Source organism: Pedobacter sp. SL55, assembly GCF_026625705.1.
GTDB lineage: Bacteria > Bacteroidota > Bacteroidia > Sphingobacteriales > Sphingobacteriaceae > Pedobacter.
Genome location: NZ_CP113059.1, coordinates 2,431,953 through 2,450,234 on the forward strand (window position 1 = coordinate 2,431,953; position 18,282 = coordinate 2,450,234).

General features: G+C 38.0%; 12 protein-coding genes and 1 pseudogene. 4 read left to right on the forward strand and 9 right to left on the reverse strand.

Features of this window, described 5'->3' with window-relative positions; translation table 11 throughout:
- Nucleotides 1–60: 60 nt before the first annotated feature.
- The gene (locus tag OVA16_RS10995) at nucleotides 61–1,767 is read right to left on the reverse strand and encodes a M28 family peptidase (RefSeq protein ID WP_267759297.1); all 1,707 of its coding nucleotides are present in this window, start codon (nucleotides 1,765–1,767) and stop codon (nucleotides 61–63) included.
- 455 nt (nucleotides 1,768–2,222) lie between these two features.
- Between OVA16_RS10995 and OVA16_RS11000 the strand changes: the two genes are divergently transcribed.
- On the forward strand, nucleotides 2,223–4,814 hold the full coding sequence (locus OVA16_RS11000) for an AsmA-like C-terminal domain-containing protein (protein ID WP_267759300.1): 2,592 nt from the start codon (nucleotides 2,223–2,225) through the stop codon (nucleotides 4,812–4,814).
- 278 nt (nucleotides 4,815–5,092) lie between these two features.
- Here OVA16_RS11000 and OVA16_RS11005 read toward each other — a convergent pair whose 3' ends face one another.
- The 4 genes and pseudogenes from OVA16_RS11005 to OVA16_RS11020 form a co-directional block, all read right to left on the reverse strand.
- The gene (locus OVA16_RS11005) at nucleotides 5,093–7,057 is read right to left on the reverse strand and encodes a beta-N-acetylhexosaminidase (protein ID WP_267759302.1); all 1,965 of its coding nucleotides are present in this window, start codon (nucleotides 7,055–7,057) and stop codon (nucleotides 5,093–5,095) included.
- A gap of 208 nt (nucleotides 7,058–7,265) precedes the next feature.
- Nucleotides 7,266–8,672, reverse strand: coding sequence for a D-alanyl-D-alanine carboxypeptidase/D-alanyl-D-alanine-endopeptidase (gene dacB / locus OVA16_RS11010; protein WP_267759304.1), 1,407 nt, complete (start codon nucleotides 8,670–8,672; stop codon nucleotides 7,266–7,268).
- A 52-nt stretch (nucleotides 8,673–8,724) separates the two neighbouring features.
- A complete protein-coding gene (locus tag OVA16_RS11015) occupies nucleotides 8,725–9,975 on the reverse strand; it encodes a hypothetical protein (RefSeq protein WP_267759306.1) in 1,251 nt (416 codons plus the stop codon).
- Nucleotides 9,976–10,002: 27 nt separating this feature from the next.
- A pseudogene (locus OVA16_RS11020) lies at nucleotides 10,003–10,994 on the reverse strand (aspartate-semialdehyde dehydrogenase).
- A gap of 51 nt (nucleotides 10,995–11,045) precedes the next feature.
- On the opposite strand from OVA16_RS11020, the gene OVA16_RS11025 reads away from it, so the two are divergent.
- From OVA16_RS11025 to OVA16_RS11035, 3 genes are all read left to right on the forward strand, one after another.
- Nucleotides 11,046–12,056 carry a hypothetical protein gene (locus OVA16_RS11025; RefSeq protein ID WP_267759308.1) on the forward strand — a complete coding sequence of 337 codons (1,011 nt, stop codon included), beginning with the start codon at nucleotides 11,046–11,048 and terminating at the stop codon, nucleotides 12,054–12,056.
- A gap of 65 nt (nucleotides 12,057–12,121) precedes the next feature.
- Nucleotides 12,122–12,850: a hypothetical protein gene (locus tag OVA16_RS11030; RefSeq protein WP_267759310.1), complete on the forward strand. Its 729-nt coding sequence runs from the start codon at nucleotides 12,122–12,124 to the stop codon at nucleotides 12,848–12,850.
- Nucleotides 12,851–12,858: 8 nt separating this feature from the next.
- The gene (locus tag OVA16_RS11035) at nucleotides 12,859–13,608 is read left to right on the forward strand and encodes a YdcF family protein (RefSeq protein ID WP_267759312.1); all 750 of its coding nucleotides are present in this window, start codon (nucleotides 12,859–12,861) and stop codon (nucleotides 13,606–13,608) included.
- A 115-nt stretch (nucleotides 13,609–13,723) separates the two neighbouring features.
- On the opposite strand, the gene OVA16_RS11040 is transcribed toward OVA16_RS11035, so the two are convergent.
- The 4 genes from OVA16_RS11040 to OVA16_RS11055 all read right to left on the reverse strand — a co-directional run bounded on the left by OVA16_RS11040 (nucleotide 13,724) and on the right by OVA16_RS11055 (nucleotide 18,281).
- Nucleotides 13,724–14,605 (reverse strand): TIM barrel protein, encoded by an 882-nt coding sequence (locus OVA16_RS11040; RefSeq protein WP_267759314.1) that lies wholly within the window; start codon nucleotides 14,603–14,605, stop codon nucleotides 13,724–13,726.
- A 2-nt stretch (nucleotides 14,606–14,607) separates the two neighbouring features.
- On the reverse strand, nucleotides 14,608–15,834 hold the full coding sequence (locus OVA16_RS11045) for a nucleoside permease (protein ID WP_267759316.1): 1,227 nt from the start codon (nucleotides 15,832–15,834) through the stop codon (nucleotides 14,608–14,610).
- Nucleotides 15,835–15,985: 151 nt separating this feature from the next.
- Nucleotides 15,986–16,660, reverse strand: a complete 675-nt coding sequence (locus OVA16_RS11050) for a 3-keto-disaccharide hydrolase (protein WP_267759318.1) — start codon at nucleotides 16,658–16,660, stop codon at nucleotides 15,986–15,988.
- A 172-nt stretch (nucleotides 16,661–16,832) separates the two neighbouring features.
- Nucleotides 16,833–18,281 carry a Gfo/Idh/MocA family oxidoreductase gene (locus OVA16_RS11055; protein ID WP_267759320.1) on the reverse strand — a complete coding sequence of 483 codons (1,449 nt, stop codon included), beginning with the start codon at nucleotides 18,279–18,281 and terminating at the stop codon, nucleotides 16,833–16,835.
- Between the last annotated feature and the right edge of the window lies 1 nt (nucleotide 18,282).

Below are 18,282 nucleotides of genomic sequence, written 5' to 3' on the forward strand. Positions count from 1 at the left end.
TAAAAACAAAAAACGCCACTGGAATGCAGTGGCGTTTTAAATATTTATTCAATCTACTTGTTACTTGCCTAATTGCTCTAAATATGCTTGAGTTTGCTTTTCTATAGCCAGTGTTGCCACCTTAATGCTAGAACCTACACGAGTAGTTTGTGGGTTAACCGCTAACTTCCCAATGGTAGCCAGTGCATCTACATACCATTTGCCCCAAACCTCAATGATATGCTTTTCATCGTTTGCAGGTTTACCTTCGGCAATTGCCTTTTTACTCAGTTCAAATTCAGTTTTTAAGCGAGTTAAAGCATCTTCCTTAATTTGGGTTACCGTAGCCGACGCTGTATTCTCATCAGCGGTAATTAAAGTATAGGCTGCGGTTAAGGCGCTTACACCAACGTTCTTCATTGTTTTTGGAGAAACCTTGTCAATTCTATCATTATCGGTATGGTAAAAAACATCCGTAAAATGCCACATCAATAAACCTGGTATTTTATTTTGCAGAAATGGCGTATGGTCGCTACCACCTTCAAAGGGGTTAAATTTTACCGTCCAATTGGCAAATTTGCCTTGCGCTTTGCAAATGTCAAATACAAAATCGTTAAAATAATGCGGGAACAAATCTTTCTCTTTTACATCGCCAGCGCCCCATTCAGAGTGTTTATCTTCGCCTCTGGTCCAAATGGCAGAAGGGTCTGGCATTTTTTCTAATAAGAAAGTTCCACCTGTTTTTTCGGTGTCTTCGCCAACCATGTCTAAACTCATTCCCCACAAAATGCCTTTGGCACGAGTGCTATCTTCTACTATGTATCTACGTGTAGAAGTAATTTCATCGCCCCATAAAAAAGTTAAACTACGTTGAGGTTTTAGCTTGCCATTTTTAACGAGTTGTGCGGTTAAGCGAGCCATTTCGGCCAAAGTACCCACACCCGATGCGTTATCATTTGCGCCAGGTTCTTGTACGTGAGCGCTGTAAACAAAGCGCTCTTGTGGTTTTATACTGCCACGAACATTAGCCACAATGGTTAATTCTTCTGCGGGATAGGTTTTAGTAGTGATATTTACTTTTAATTCCACTTTACCTTTCAAGCAAGCTTCTTTTAAACGCTCTTTCGATGCGTAAGATAAAAACAAAACCCATATACCCGCATTTGGTTGCATAGCACTAAACTGAATGGAAGTGGTATGTTTAGTAGGTTGATTATAGCTTGGAAGCGTAAAGCCCAAAACACCAACAGCACCAGCTTTGGCTGCAAAGCTTGCTAAACGTTGCGCAGGTAGCTCTCCAAAAACAATTTTTCCTTTCAAATCTTTGCCAGCTAGGTCCTCTTTGCTAGCTTTATTGATAAAAATAACTTCGGCAGTTACGCCTTCGGCAGGGGTAGAAACACAGTTAATTGGGATCATGTTTCTATTGGTTTTAAAAGATTGCAGTGGCATACTTTCTCCAACAATACTGATGTTTGCATCTACAGGCTCCCAAGCATCGTTTTTCATCTTTCTTTTTTCGATGCGGTAGGTTAGGGGCGCTTCAAATTCATCTTTGCTTTGCAGTACGTAACCTGCCTTTTTCAAAATTTCTTCTACTCGGTAAATACTGGCATCAAAGCCCTTATTCCCCGGCAAACGGAAAAATTGCTCCACAAATGCGGTTGTGGTAAAAGCATTCTTTTCGTTAAAACCAGTTCTGGTTAACTTAAAATATTGTTCTTTTTGGCTTTGTGCTGTAGCATTTAAAGTTACTGCAGTCAATACAATAAAAAGTAGTTTTTTCATGTTTAATGTTGTAGAGCGCAAAAGTAACTAATAATCAAACTCCAAGAATTAATAATCAAAAAATATATAGCTGTTTACAAAAAGATATGAAAAGCAAGGGCAATGCTACTATTAAAAAATAGTCCCGCTATGCGCTACAAGTTTTTCAATAGTCTTCGACAAGCTCAGACTGACATTGAAAACGCTTTTCGCTGCTATCGGGTTTAGTTGGCAGGTATTTTGCACAGGTTTACGTTTTATAAACCTGATGGCAATGGAAAGCCCGCAAACGAGGCACGAGTGCGGACTTGTAATGTACAGCAGGACTTGCTTAAATAGTAATGCGTATTTTGCTTTTCAAAAAGATAAACCAAATAGCTAAATCATTAAAAATTACGCGTACTAATGAGCCAAACATCTAACAAACTAAACAATTAACCATCCAAATTGATATTTTTGTTTATAAATTACATCCCATGAAAAAAGTTCTAATTACTATCGCTATTGTTTTTGCCGTTTTGCTGATTTCGGCGGCAGCGGTTCCGTATCTTTTTAAAGATCAGATTGTTGCAAAAGTAAAATCTGTGATCAACGAAAAGGTAAATGCCAAGGTAGATTTTAAAGAGTTTGATCTGACTTTAATTCGCTCATTCCCCAAAATGGGCATCAGACTAAACGATTTAACGGTAGTAGGTGTAGATAGTTTTGCTCAAGATACGCTAGCAAATATTAAACAGTTACAGCTAGATTTGAATTTGATGAGTGTAATTAAGGGAGAAACGTACGAAATTAATGCCGTTAGCTTGCAGCAACCTGCCATTTTTGCAAAGGTGCTAAAAAGTGGCAAAGCCAATTGGGATATTATGAAGCCAGATAGCGCCGCAAAGCCTACTGATACGGCGAGCACTGCTTTTAAAGCCGCCTTAGAAAAATATTCGATTGAAGAAGGTAAAATTACGTACGATGATGCTTCGCTAAATTTCTTTTTGCAGGCCGAAAATTTAAACCATAGCGGCAAAGGTAATTTTACGCAAGATATTTTTACGTTAACCACACTATCTGATATTAAAAAACTGACGGTTAAATACGGCGGTATTCCTTATTTAAACGGGGTAGTTTTAGATGCTAGTTTGCCATTGGAAATGGACATGAAGCAGATGAAGTTTACGTTTGGCGAGAATAAAATTAAATTGAACGAATTGGTGCTTTCTGCGGTAGGTTACTTGGCCATGCCTAACCAAACCGATATGGTAATGGATTTAAAGTTTGATGCGCAACAATCGGATTTAAAGAACTTTTTATCGTTAATTCCTGCCATTTATGCGGCCAACTTTAAAGATATGGAAGCCACAGGCAAGTTTGGCGTAGACGGTGTGGTAAAGGGTACTTACAATGAAAAAACTATACCAACATTTAATTTGAACTTGGCTATAGCCAATGGTAAAATTAAGTACCCATCGTTACCATCTGCAATTAATAATATTCAGGTTAAAGCAAATATTGCCAATCCAGATGGTGTTTTAGATCATACGGTGGTTAACATTCCGGCTTTTCATTTAGAGTTTGGCAAAGCTCCATTAGATGGGCGTTTGTTGGTTAAAAACCCAATGAGCGATCCTTTTGTGGATATGGCTTTGAAGGGAAACTTAGATTTGAAGCAGTTGACTACCATTTTTCCACTAAAAGATATGACTATTTCTGGGGTGTTAAATGCTGACGTTCAGGCTGCGGGTAGAAAATCATCGGTAGATAAAGGCCAGTACCAAGATTTTAAAGCATCTGGCCAAATGCAGGCCACTAATTTTGTGTATGCTGGTGCCAGTGTGCCAATGCCGGTAAGTATTCCATCGGCAAAAATGACTTTCAGTCCGAAGAATATTACGTTAAGCAACCTTTCTGCTAAACTTGGAAAAAGTGATTTTGCAGCTAATGGTTCTATTAATAATTATTTGAATTATGTTTTCAAGAAAAATCAATTGTTAGAAGGTAATTTCAACCTCTCGTCTAACTATATTGATGTAAACGAGCTGATGGGGCCAAGCGTAGCCGCAGAAACAAAATCGAAGGAAGAAGTGCCTTTGACTGTGTTTGAAGTGCCTGCGAATATCAATTTCAATATGGCTTTAAAAGCCAGCCAGTTGAAATACGACAAATACGATATAAAAAACGCAAAAGGTGCTTTGCAAGTAAAAGATAGAACGGTTTACTTTAAAGATTTGGGTTTAGATATGGTTGGAGGAACCATTAAAATGAACGGTTCTTATGCAACCGTTAATCCTAAAAAACCAAAAGTTGATGTAGATTTTGGGTTAGAAAAAGTGGACATTCAACAAGCCTTTAATGCATTTAACACCGTGAAACTGTTAGCGCCAATTGCGCAGTATGCCAAAGGAACTTTTTCTACCAATTTAAAATTCAATTCTGATTTGGATGAGAAAATGATGCCGATTTATTCTTCGATTAACGCAGAAGGTCTGGCTAATATTATCCAAGCGGTGGTAGATGGTTTTGAGCCGGTAACTAAATTGGCAAATACTTTGGGCGTTACCGAAATGAAAAAAATAGAGGTAAACGACCTAAAAACTAAATTTAGAATTGACAATGGCCGTTTAATTGTAGCTCCTTTTGATATCAAGGTAAAAGGTGTGGCAATGAACGTTGCTGGTTCAAATGGTATAGACCAAACTATGGATTACGATTTGGTGTTAAATGTACCACGTGCCATGTTGGGAAGTGCCGCTAATAATGCTGCTAACTCTGCAATGGCAGCTTTAAATAGTAAGCTAGGTACCAACGTAGCCATGGGCGAAACCATTAAAATTAACGCCGATTTGTTGGGCACATTTTTAAAACCTAACATTAAGCTTAAATATGGTGCTGGCGAAGGAACCGCTGGAAGTGCTGCAAAAACGGTAGTTAACCAGGTAGTAGCAGAGAAAAAGGCAGAGCTAGAAACTAAAGCCAAAGAAAAGGTAGACACCCTAAAAAAGCAAGCGGTTGAAAAAGCAACTACCGAAATTGGCAACAAGCTAAAAGGCTTATTTAATAAGAAGAAAAAAGATACTTAATAACAATAGCTCGTTTTGCAAAGATTCTTTGCTACTTGAGTTATAAAAAGGGGTATTATTTTGATGATAGGATAAATCTTTGGAATGACTTTTACCAAAGATGGTTATTTAAGGATTTTACTTTGTAGATTTTTGGTTCTACACATGCTGTCGATAAATTGGTAAATTGCACGCTACGTTCGAAATGAAGAATTTTGTATCATAATTCGCATTTAGATAACTGATTTGAAACGCAAAAAAAAACCTCGCATTTTTCTGAAAGTGCGAGGTTTTTTTACCTATTTCTTTAACGGCGCCCTTTTGTTCAGTTCTTCAATGGGCATATTCATCATTCTACCCATAGGTTTTTTACCGCGATAAGTAATTACCCTCAGCATATTGGCATCTATCGGTACCACTGAAGGCTCATTGTATTTTGGGTAAAAATGATCTGGGAACGAGTTGTCGAAGCTGTAATAAATATCTAAATCTTCCACTTCTTTACTCAATGTTACCAAAAGCTTTCCATCCGCGGTGCGTTTAACTGCAAAAATTGGATCGTAAACACTTGGTGCGTATTTGGTTTCTGCAATGTTTAAACGTTCGAAATGTTGTTCGGTGCGGGCAAAGAAATTTTTCCAATTCTTCTTCTCTTTAGGGCTCCAAACGCTTTCGGCAATGGCGAAACCACGGGGCCAAGTTTGGTATTCTGCCTGACGTATGTTGTAAACCTGCTCAGTCCATAAGTTACCTTGCCCACCTTTGATGTATTTTGGATCTACGCCATCTGGAACTGGATCAAACTCGTAAGTTTTGCTTAACCTCAAACCTTTGTAAACCTTGGGTTCCGTAATTTCATCGGCCTGCATGTAATCTAGGTACGCGTATTGTGTAGGGCTCATCACTACTTCATGTTTGTTTTTTGCCGCCTGAATGCCATATTTCATATCTCTCCAACTCATCACTGCCGTACTTTGCGATACACCACCTTCTAAAACTTCGTCCCAAGCCATAAAACGTTTACCATGTTTGGCTACAATTTTTTCTAGCCTACGTTCGAAATAGCTTTGTACTTGGTGCATGTTTTTTAAATTCTCACGCTTCATTAGTTCAAGAATTTGCGGAGTTTTCTCCCAAAAATTATGAGGCGCTTCATCGCCACCCATGTGCATATATTCGAACGGGAAAATTTTAGCCACTTGCGACACCACAGTGTCTAAGAACTCATAAACTTTCTCGTTGGCTGGGCAGAGCGTATTGTCTACCATAGCTAAAGGTGGCGCACCACGGCTCCAATCCATAATGCGTTCGCCGCTACGAACTTTGTAGTTAACAGCGTCTGGCGTACAAGAAAGCTCTGGGTAAGAAGCTACTGCGGCCAAGCTATGTCCCGGAACATCTACCTCTGGTAAAATATTTACGAAGCGTTCTTTAGCGTAAGCCACCAATTCTTTCAAATCTTCTTGCGTATAGAAACCACCGTAATTACGAGGTTCATCTGGTTTTGGTGGAATAAAATTGCCAAACGTTCCAACTTTTTTTACGTTCCAAGCACCTACCTCGGTTAGTTTAGGATAACCTTTGATTTCAATTCTCCACCCTTCGTCATCCGTTAGGTGTAGATGCAGAATGTTGTATTTGTAGCGGACCATTGCATCAATGTACTGTTTTACTTCATCTTTGGTAAAGAAGTGTCTAGCTACATCAAACATTAAACCTCGCCAGCCTAAACGCGGATAATCGGTTATATTTACGCAGGGGATTTGCCATTTCACATCTTTTACTTCTTCCTTACTTTCAATCTCTTTTGGCAACAGTTGTATCAGCGTTTGTACGCCATAAAAAATACCAGCCGGTTTATTAGCAGTAATTACAATTTGTTTCGGAGTAACTTGTAGATGATATCCCTCTGCACCAATTACCGCATCGTTTTTATCGGTAAGTACCAACCTAATATTTGATGTATTTGAAGCCGCTGCGGTTGCACTTATAAAATATCCAGTTGGTATGCCTAATCGCTCTTGTAAAAAGGTAATGGATTGTTTTAGCTCATTAGATTTTACCGCTTGGATAAGTATGCTTTGGGGCAATACAAAATGACCTTCTTGTTTGGTAATGGTTACAGGTTCTGGAATGATGGCAATTTCACTATGTGCATGATTAGCAGATTGATTTAGGCTTAGATCCTCTGTAGCCACAACGGTATTTTGCGCTACTGCACCTAGAGAGAAGGAAATTAGGAAAGACGAAAGGAGTAGTTTCATGTTATATTTTGGTCGTGTGAAATGGCAATTTACCAAATACAAAGCAGTTAGGCAATTGATTATTAAAAAATATTAAAAACTCGGATTTGGGTACAAATGCGATATAAAGTAAGCTAATATTCTAATAACCACCTTAGACACCTAAGTACACTTTAGGGAATAGTTATAGAACTTAGGTTTTCTAAGGTGTCTGAGGTGGTAAAATACATTATTTCAAAGCATCCAATACCTGAAACAATTTTCTGCTAATTCCAGAACCGCTATAGTTGTTGATATTGATTACGGCTACATATTTGTTTCCATTTTTGGCAGTATAGTAGCCAGCGTAAGCAGTGACATCGTTGATATTTCCACTTTTAATGCTCATGCCATTGTACTCTGGAAACGATTTGAGATAGTCAGCAAACCATTCTTCTTTTTGCGCTTGGAATAGGATAGAGGCCATGGCCATTGTTGTGATGCGGTTGCCTGGAGAAAGCCCGCTACCGTCAATCATATTCAGTGCGTTCTTGTCGATGCCTTTACCTCCCCAAAAATCTATTACCGCTTTTGCTCCATTTCTAGTGCTGCTTTCTTTACCTTGTTTAAAGGCTATGGTTTTTAGCAATTGCTCGCCATAAAGGTTAATACTTTTTTTCTGGAACCAATATACCAGTTCACTTAAAGTAGGCGAAAATATACTTAGTAAAGGTTTTTGTTCGCTGCTAATTTGTTTGTTTTCCAATGCCAGTAAGCGGCTAGAGCTAGGAGCATTGCTACATGCTATACTCAATCTTTTCAAGGTGTCTTGTAGGCGATAAGCAGCATCAAAAGCTGCATCGGGTAATGATAATGAAATTCCAGATTTTTTAATTCCCATTCCCCAAGTGCCACGTAAATAGCCAATATTGGTATACGGAGCCAAGAAACCGTAAGCATTGTCGCCACTACCACTTGCGCCAGTTTTAAGTTCGTTTACTAGTTTAATGTATGGTGTTTGTGGTACTGTTTTTAAAATTTCTGCTTCGCTGCCAATATTTGAGCCCGGTTTAAGGTGCACATCAAATTGGTTTTCTCGCCAGCAGATAGAACCTGCACCTGCGCCGTAGTAATTGCCAATGTCTTGCCAAATCCATCCGGTTGGGATGGTAGAAGTACCAAAAATACTGTCGTCACTAATTACACTTCCTTCAATTTTTTTAATGCCAGCAGCTTTAATGGCAGTTGCCAATTGGTTCAGGATGTTGTTTTCTTTAGTCTGCTCGTAACGCCACGAACCCAAGCTTGGATCGCCTGTACCTGTAATAATGATGTCGCCTTGTAAAGTGCCGTCGGCAGTAATGTTTCCGGTGTAAGAAAGTTTGGTTTCATAGCGAAAATCCTTACCTAAAGTATAAAAAGCAGTAGCAGAGGTTATGGTTTTTAAGGTTGATGCGGTTGCCAAGCCAATATTTTCGTTGTTTGCAAAAATTACTTTTCCTGTTTTGGCATCGAGTACGCAGAGCGATGTAATGGCATATTTAGCTTGCTCATCCTTAACTAAGATTTGATAAGCTTTTTCTAGTTTTTGAGCTGTGGTTTGGGCATTTGCAAGTTGAGGTAGCGTAAATAATAAGAGGATCAGAATTCTTTTCATCAACATACGGGGTTAAGAATGGGGTTTATAATATGACTTACAAAAGTAGATTTTATAATTTTGGGAATTGACTAGCTGTAACTTCTGGAATAATCACAAGCAAATCGAAACCTTGGATAATGCGTAATAACTTGATATCGGTTATTTTGATTTTACCACTTTCAACAGCTTTTCTGATAGGAACCATATCGAAACATTGCCATTCCTTTCCATCAACTAATTTGAAGAATGGTTTTAGTGTTTTTAAAGAGCCTTCATTTTCATCAATTTTCGATGCTGGAAATCCTTGGAATGGTGAAGCCTGGAAGCCTGACATTCCAACAATCATGATATGCAAAGAATTTGCGAATTGACTGTCTGCAACATTATTAACCAAATTGCCAATATCATAAATCTCTAACAAACTTTCGCCTTTAGCGGCATGGTTAGCACCGTATTTGTAGAGGTTTTTCTTATTTGCCCAGCTATCGTAATCAGCCATTAACTGGTTTTTCATCAGCTGTATGCGTAGATGGTGGTCTTGAGATTTGTAAATTTTAGCAGTTAGTTTTAAAGCTTTTACTATTTTGTTTTCTTGGGTACTTAATTTTAATGTGGCAAGCTCATTAATTTTCTTCTCGAAATCTTCTGTGAGTAAATAAAACGGATTTTTCTGATCTTTTAGAAATGCTGAAAAATGTGCTTTTGATTGATCCCTGATAATTTGGTAGATTTCTTTTGCTCTTTTATTTTTGGTCGATTGCATCAATTCATTACAAATTAGACGATCGGCCACTAATAAAATTTGATCTGTACCACGAATATTAGTCTTGCCTTTTATTAGTTGTTTAAGTAAGTCAAACTCTGATTCGAAAGCATAGAACGAAAAGGTATTTCCATAATCGGCTGTGTATTTCTTTAGAGCTTCTGCTGAAAGCGTCTTGATCTTTTGCTCAAAAATATACGCTGTAAATGGGTCAATCTCACAGAAGAAATTATCAAATTTAATCTGTTCGGCAATTTTCGACACAAAGAATGGGATCTCATTAGTGAAATGATCCTCGCCAATTAATACATTACTACTTTCTTTCGCTTTTTTAATGATTTTATCCCAGCCTAATCCTTTTAGTTGGTTCGCATCCTTTGCAAAACTGGTCTGATTTTTTTTTGCTAAAGTAGTTATCAAACTATCTTGAGCGAAAGTTAACTTAGCATAAAATAGAGTGGTAAAAATTAGTAAAACAATTATTTTCTTCATTGTTTGAAAGATAAGTCTATTAATAGTTTCGAAAAATTTGGTCGTAAAAAAAGTGATGCTATTCACATCACTTTTTTATTATGGTCTCAAAGCTTATACCAGCTTGTTTTCTACTAAGTATTCTGCAATTTGCACTGTGTTTGTTGCAGCACCTTTACGCAAGTTGTCAGCAACAATCCACATGTTTAAAGCTTTATCATGCGATTCGTCTCTACGTAAACGACCTACAAATACTTCGTCTTTCTCATGTGCATCTTTAGGCATTGGGTATTTCAAGTTTGCTACATCATCCACCACAATTAAACCTGGAGCTGCTTCCAAAATGCTACGTACTTCAGCTAAATCAAAATCATTTTCAAACTCCACGTTTACCGATTCTGAGTGACCGCCCATTACAGGGATACGAACCGTAGTAGCCGTAACTCTAATGCTATCATCGCCCATGATTTTGTTGGTTTCTTTAACCATTTTCATCTCTTCTTTGGTGTAACCATTATCTTGGAAAACATCAATATGAGGCAACACGTTCAAGTCAATTTCATAAGGATATGCTTTTGGCCCATCAATACCTTTACGCTCGTTCATTAACTGATCTACGGCTTTAACACCGGTGCCAGTAACCGATTGGTAAGTAGAAACCACTACACGTTTGATTTTGTACTTTTTGTGCAAAGGCTGTAAAGCTACCACCATTTGTATGGTAGAACAGTTTGGGTTAGCAATAATTTTATCTTCTTTGGTTAATACGTGTGCATTTACCTCAGGTACTACCAATTTCTTAGTCGGGTCCATTCTCCAAGCCGAAGAATTGTCGATAACAGTTGTACCAACTTCAGCAAAACGAGGCGCAGCTTCCAAAGAAGTAGTACCACCTAAGCAGAAAAAATAGCAATTTCTGGAGCTAAAGCAATTGCAGTGTCAATGCTAACAATTGGATACTCCTTACCCTTGAACTTAATTAACTTACCAACGCTCTTTTCAGAAGCTACTGGTATTAATTCTGTCAACGGAAAATTTCTTTCTTCCAATACTTTTAACATAACAGTACCTACTAGTCCAGTGGCACCTACAACTGCAATTTTCATTTTTTTTGATTATTTATATTATATTTAAAATTAAATGTTCAATTCCCAAATATGAGAAAAACTTTACTCTTTTTATTGTTATTATGCACTAAACTTACTTTTGCTCAGTTAAATGACAATTTTTCTGACGGAGATTTTACCAATAATCCAGCTTGGGGAGGCTCAACAGCTTCCTTTCAAGTTATAGACGGCGTTTTAACTTCTAACGGACCGCAGTCTACAAGTACATTATATCTTTCTACTCCAAATTCTTTAGCTGGTAATACTGCTTGGGAGTTTTTGGTAAATTTGGCTTTTGATCCAAGCACAACCAATTATCCTCGTATTTACTTGATATCCAATCAGGAAGATTTGTCTGCCACTACTGGTAAACAAGCTTATTATTTACAATTGGGCTCTAGTACAAGTGCAGAAAATTTCTCATTGGTGCGCCAAAACGGAACAATGTTAACCACCATTTTAGCTTTACCAGATAAAACCAGAAGTCCAGTAAGTAGTGTAAATGTACGGGTTAGGGTAGAGCGTACTGTTACAGGTAGATGGGCTATTTATACCGATTTTACAGGAGGTAGAAACTTTACCTACGATGGAGGCATAACCGATAATACTTACACCAATACTTCTTATTTTGGGGTCTATTGTAGATATAGCACTGCATCTAGGTACAATATGTTTAAGTTTGATGATTTTAAGATTGAACCTTATGTAGATGTTACAGCCCCTAAACTTACTAATGCTACTGTTCTTTCGCCAACTTCGGTGCAGGTTAATTTTAGTGAACCTATGCCCGATGCGCTAATTTTAGATGTGAACAATTATAACATTAACAATGGGATAGGCAAGCCATCGCAAGTACAGCTAAATGGAACCGCTGGCAACAGTGTAATATTAACTTTGGCTAACCCAATAGTGGCAAGTGTTGAAAGTATACTTACCGTAAGCAACGTAACAGACTATACGGGTTTGGTTGTAGATCCAAATGCCAATACGGCGCCAATTTTACTTCCTGGAACTATAGAGCCTAATGATATTTTAATCAGCGAAATTTACTTTTTAACATAAAAACAGGTGGTGCAGATTTTGTTGAAGTTTATAATGCTACTAATAAAATTCTCGATTTAAAGGAATTGACAATTTCTAACCCAGCGGCTTCTAGTACCACAAAAAGGACTATATCAACAACTTCCGTATTCATTCGGCCAAAAACTTATTGGGTATTAACAGCCAATCCAGAAATTACAAAACAGCATTATGAGGTTAAAAATCCAACTCAAATGGTACAAGTAGCCAGTATGCCAGCGTTTAATAACGAGAGCGGCACGGTTAAGCTATGGAAAGACGATACCACAATAGATGAATTGTCTTATACCGAAAAAATGCATCATGCTTTGCTTAAAGAAGTAAAAGGAGTTTCTCTAGAACGAGTATCTTTCAGCAAGAGTGGTAACGAGCCTGGTAACTTACAGTCTGCTGCGGCCTCTGTTGGTTTTGCTACGCCAACTTATCAAAATTCACAAAATGAAGATACAAGTGTGAAAAACTCAATGACTTTAGCGAGTAAAACTTTTTCCCCAGATAACGATGGTTTCGAAGATTTGTTGGAAATCAACTATCAGTTTAAAGAAAACGGCAACTTAGCTACCATTAATATTTACACAGATAAAGGTGTTTTAGTGCGTAGATTGGCAAGAAATGTAACTATGTCTACACAAGGAACTATTAATTGGGATGGTTTAAATGATGGCGGACAATTATGTAAGGTTGGTTTGTATGTAATTAAAACAGATCTTTTTAATCTTGCTGGTAATACAACTCACTTTAAACAAACTTGTGTATTGGCTTCGAAGCTAAATTAAAATTACTAATGACCTTCTTTCTGTCTAAGTTTTTGTTGTTTATTATCCGTCCATTGGTATGGATATCTGTATTGGCCATTTATAGTTTGTGCTCTAAAAGTAAGCGCAATAAGAAAAGATCATTAACAGTTTTAATTGTGTTGTTGCTTTTTATGTCTAATCAGTTCATTCTTGGCAAAGTAGCAGGTTTATACGAACCTAAAGCACCAGTTTTAGCGCATTACGATGTAGGCCTACTTTTAGGTGGTTTTTCTAGTTATAATGAACAAACTAAATCATTAAAGGCCGAATATTCTGGAGATAGATTGGCACAAACGGTTAAGCTCTATCATCAAAGAAAAATAGATAGAGTATTGATGAGTGGCGGCAGTGGTGGTTTCTTAGAGAGAAATCCGCCAGAGGCGATATATGCAGCAGCATATTTGAACGCAGTAGGTGTGCCAGATAGTGCCCTAATTATTGAAAAAGAAAGCCGAAATACGAAGGAAAACTTTGCTTATGCAGATAAGCTTTTAAAGGCATTGAACAAACCTGATGCTGAAATTTTGGTAATTACCAGTGCTTGGCACATTCCAAGAACTAAGTTGCTTGCCGAAAAGCAGGGGCTTAAAAATGTAACTTATTACCCTACTAATTCTTTAAGTGACAATTATTCTTTTGAAGATTGTTTATTACCGCAAGCCGAAGCGATAATGGGATGGGAGCTATTGATTAAAGAGTGGGTTGGGTATTTGACGACTAAAATTGGATTAACCTAATCCTTTGATCGTACGCTATTAGAACGTGGAGAGAAATCTTTGAAAAGGTTTTTTATCTTATATCAATCCAAAGATTTCTCCGTTACGTTAACATTTCAGTAAAAATGACGAGAGTTTATTTTAACAAACTACCGTTAATATAGTCGATACTTGTTTTAATAGAACCAATATGATCTGGCTTGTAGTTGGTTTCTTGCTCTAAATAAATGTGCTTTACACCAGAAAGTTTGGCCTTTGCAAAAATAGATTTGAAATCGATACTACCATTTCCAATTTCGGTATTCCAAGTTTTTTTAGTTTTATCCATATCTTTTATATGCCACATTTTAAACCTGCCAGGATATTTTTTAAACAGATCTACTGGATTATGTCCAGCAAAAACTGCCCAGTATAAATCTAATTCAAAATAAACCAATTTAGGGTCTGTTTCTGCTAATAATATTTCAAATCCTGTGGTGTCTCCATGTTTATCAAACTCGAAACCGTGGTTGTGGTAGCCTACATTGATACCCGATTTCTTACACAATTCGCCAGCCTTATTTAATCGTTCGGCTACTCTTTTATAATCATCTGCTGTTTTACGTAGGTCTTCGCCCAACCACGGTGCCACTACATATTTGGCGCCTAAAACATTCGAGGCTTCAATGTAAGATTTTATATCATCCAAATTGCCCGAACTGATATAATTATCAAAACCGAAATGCCCACTAGGAGAATATAGGCCATTGCTGTCTAGCAACGCCTTGAAATTTTTTGGAGTTAGCCCCCAAAAACTGCCATTGGGTGCATAGCCATAGGATTCTACTTCTTTAAAACCAGCCTTGGCAACTTTTTCAATTACGCCCTTTACATCTTTACCAATAATGTCTCTTAAACTATAAAGCTGTATACCTACTGCTCTTTTAGCGGGTGCAAAAGCATTGGTTAACGAGGGTGCTATTGCTAAGCTTGCCGCCAGTAAACCTGTGTTTTTTATAAAATTTCTTCTTGTGGTCATGGTTAAACAGATTCTGTTTTTGTTTTGTCGTTAAATAATAAGCTGAAAAGTAAGAACACTACAAACGCTATGCCCGCAGGGATACTCCAAATCATTTTCCAGTCTTCTACACCATTTGTTTTGTAAATTTCAGTGATTTGACCTGCCACAATAAAGCCAATAAGCATGCCTACTCCGTAAGTAGCCAAAGTAATTAAACCCTGTGCCGAACTTTTAAATTTATCGCCAGCTTTAGAGTTAGTATATATTTGTCCTGATACGAAAAAGAAATCGTAACAAATACCATGCAGGGCGATACCTAAAATCAGCATAAAGCTAAGCTCTCCAGCGTTTCCAAAAGCGAAGAATAAATACCTTACTGTCCAAGCTAGCATACCTACCAATATGGTTTTTTTGAAACCGAATTTCTTGAAGAAAACCGGGATTGCTAACAAGAATAAAACTTCAGAAACTTGGCCAATTGTCATTTTTCCTGTTGGATTATCCATACCTATTTTTGATAAAAATAAGTTGGCGTTTTGATAGTAAAATGCTAATGGGATACAAATCAAAATAGATGAAATAAAGAAAATAAGGAAGTTTTTATCTTTAAGCAATTTCAAAGCATCTAAACCTAATATCTCCGACACTTTAATCTTTTCTGTAGATTTATTTTTTGGCGGAGTTTTAGGTAATAGGAAACTGAAAATACCTAAGCCTAAAGAAGCTACTGCCGACATGAGGAAAGTGTTTTTTAATGCGCCGTTAGCTGATGCTTCTTGAGAATCCCAATGGAAGAAATAGCTGATTAAAACACCTGCTAAAATCCATCCGATGGTGCCCCAAATTCTGATATTAGAGAACTCTTTTTCTGGGTCGCCCATTTGATTAAAAGATACAGAATTAACCAGTGCTAAGGTTGGCATATACAACACCATATAAACAAAAACATAAGGGTAAAACACACTGATATCAGTTGCGCTGTACATTTGATACATTAAAATAGCACCAACAATGTGAAGCACGCCTAATATTTTTTCAGCATTGAAATATCTATCGGCAATTAATCCTATGATAAATGGTGCGATGATAGCTCCCCATGATTGGGTAGAAAATACCGAGCCAATTTCTGGTCCGGAAGCGCTTAGGTTTTTATCAAGAAAAGTGCCTAAGGTAACAAACCATCCGCCCCAAATAAAAAATTCGAGGAACATCATAAAGGATAGCTTGAAGCGTGTTGTTGCGTTCATGTTTTAGTTTTTGGTTTTAGGGTCCCTCTATGCCTTTGGCATCTCTCCCCAAAAGGGAGAGAAAAGCATTTGGGGTTGGTTCTTTGGATTATGTTAGTTTTCTAGTCAGCCCATACTGGGCTAATACCTGACCACTTACACCTGTTCCCTGTTATAATTCTTTAATTTCTATGTTGCGAAACCAAACCTCGTCGCCGTGGTCTTGCAATGCAATTTTTCCAGTTTTGTAAGTTCCAAAACCATTCCATTTAGCAAACTTGCTGCCTACAATTAGGTTTTTCCAGTTTTCATCCCACATGGTGGTTTCTACAACTTTTTTACCGTTTAATTTAAGTGTTAGCTTGCCGTTATTGCTAATAATTTCTGCTAAATTCCACTCGCCAACAGGTTTAACTGGTTCGCTTTTGCTTTTTATCATGTCATACAAATCTCCAGCACGGTGCTTGGTAATTTTGCCATCTGGGTGGCCATCGTTATCTAATACCTGCATTTCTGGTCCAGTTAAGTAGGTTTGCTTGTATTTAGCTGGATCTTCGTGTACAAAGAAGATAATTCCGCTATTAGCTTTAGGCGCAACTTTCCATTCTATTTTAAGATGGAAATTGCTGTATTCTTTATCTGTAACTAAATCTCCACGATCTTTGGCTTTTGGGTCGAAGTGGAGTACACCGTCTTCGGCTTTCCATGCTTTGCCAGCAACATCTTTACCATAGGTGTGCCAACCGGTAGTTGTTTTTCCATCGAAAAGAGGAGTGAAGCCTTTTTTCTTTTGTGCGTTAACGCTAATTGAAGCAAGCATAAGTGCTGCTATTAATATTTTTTTCATTTTATTTTAATATATCACGTTTTAATAAACACTCCGGTCTTCAACCACGTTCCGATATATTGAAAGGAATGCAGCACGCAATTCCCCTCTTCTAGAGGGGGGCCTAAAAGGCGGGGTGTTTTTTATTAAAAATCGCATTACGACTCCCGCCTACGCGGGAATGACGAAGTGCCTATTTCTCTCCTAATTTCCAACCTTCGCGGTAATCTCTCTTCACAAATTGATTTACATCGTCGAAGTTGGTTACTTTCATTTGGTCGTTATCCCAAAGTAGTTTTCTGTATCTGCCAGGGAAACTTGTTTTGCCTTTGTCGTCTATCTTTTTAATATCGGTAGCTCTAATAGCCAAGTTAGCCATTAACAAGCATTCGGTTAAAGGACCAGCAATCTCAAAAGGAGAGCTTAGCTCTTTTTTGCCATAACCTGCAATACAACCCTCTACCCATTGTCCGTAGTGGCCATTAGCTTGCCCAGGTACACGAGCAAACTTTTGTGCTACGTTCAAATTTTCGTTGCGTGAAAGCGGAAGTAATCTTGCTTTATCGCCGTAAGTGTTAGACATCATTTTGCCTTTGGTACCGATAAATAAAGTTCCATTACCACCATCGCCAAATACTTCGTCTGCTCCTAATTCTTCTGGACGAGTAGGTTGTATACCGCCATCCATCCAGTGCACAGTAACATCGCCCTGCGTTTTTTCTGTTTTAGGGAATTTTAAGGTTACATGGCTAGAAGGAGGACAGCTTTCAGGGAAATATCCACGTTTAAACTCGTCTACATAAACCGAACCCACACTTGCTTCTACTTCTGTAGCATATTTTAATTTGAGCACGCTGAAAGGGGTTTCTAATAAGTGACAACCCATATCGCCTAAAGCGCCAGTACCATAATCCCACCAGCCACGCCAGTTAAAAGGAACTAGTTTTTCTACATAATCTTTGTAAGGAGCGGTGCCCAACCATAAATCCCAATCTAAATCTTTAGGCACTTCTGCTTTATTTGCCGACCAAGGAATACCTTGTGGCCAAACTGGTCGGTCTGTCCAAGCGTAAATGGTATGTACATCGCCAATTAAGCCAGCATCATACCATTCTTTAAGCAAACGAGGCCCATCGTTACTGGCACCTTGGTTGCCCATTTGTGTTACCACTTTATATCTTTTGGCAGCCTCTGTTAAAATACGGGCTTCGTAAATATCGTGTGTTAATGGCTTTTGCACATAAACGTGTTTACGTAATTGCATTGCGGCCAAAGTTTGTATCGCATGGTTATGGTCTGGCGTTGATACGGTAACGGCATCAAAATGTTTATGTTCTTTATCGAACATTTCACGCCAGTCTTTATAGAACTTAGCTTTAGGGAAACGTTTTACACTATTGGCCGCTCTTCTAGCATCAACATCACATAAATAGGCAATTTCGGCTTTGCCACTTTCGTGAATTAAACGTAAATCGCTATCTCCCTTGCCGCCTACGCCAATACCCGCTACAATTAGTCTATCGCTTGGTGCAAGAAAGCCCTTGCCACCTAATACGTGACGCGGAACAATGGTAAACGCAGCAGTCGCAACGGCTCCCATTTTGAGGAAGTTACGTCTGCTTTGGTTGTTGTTGTGGTTCATT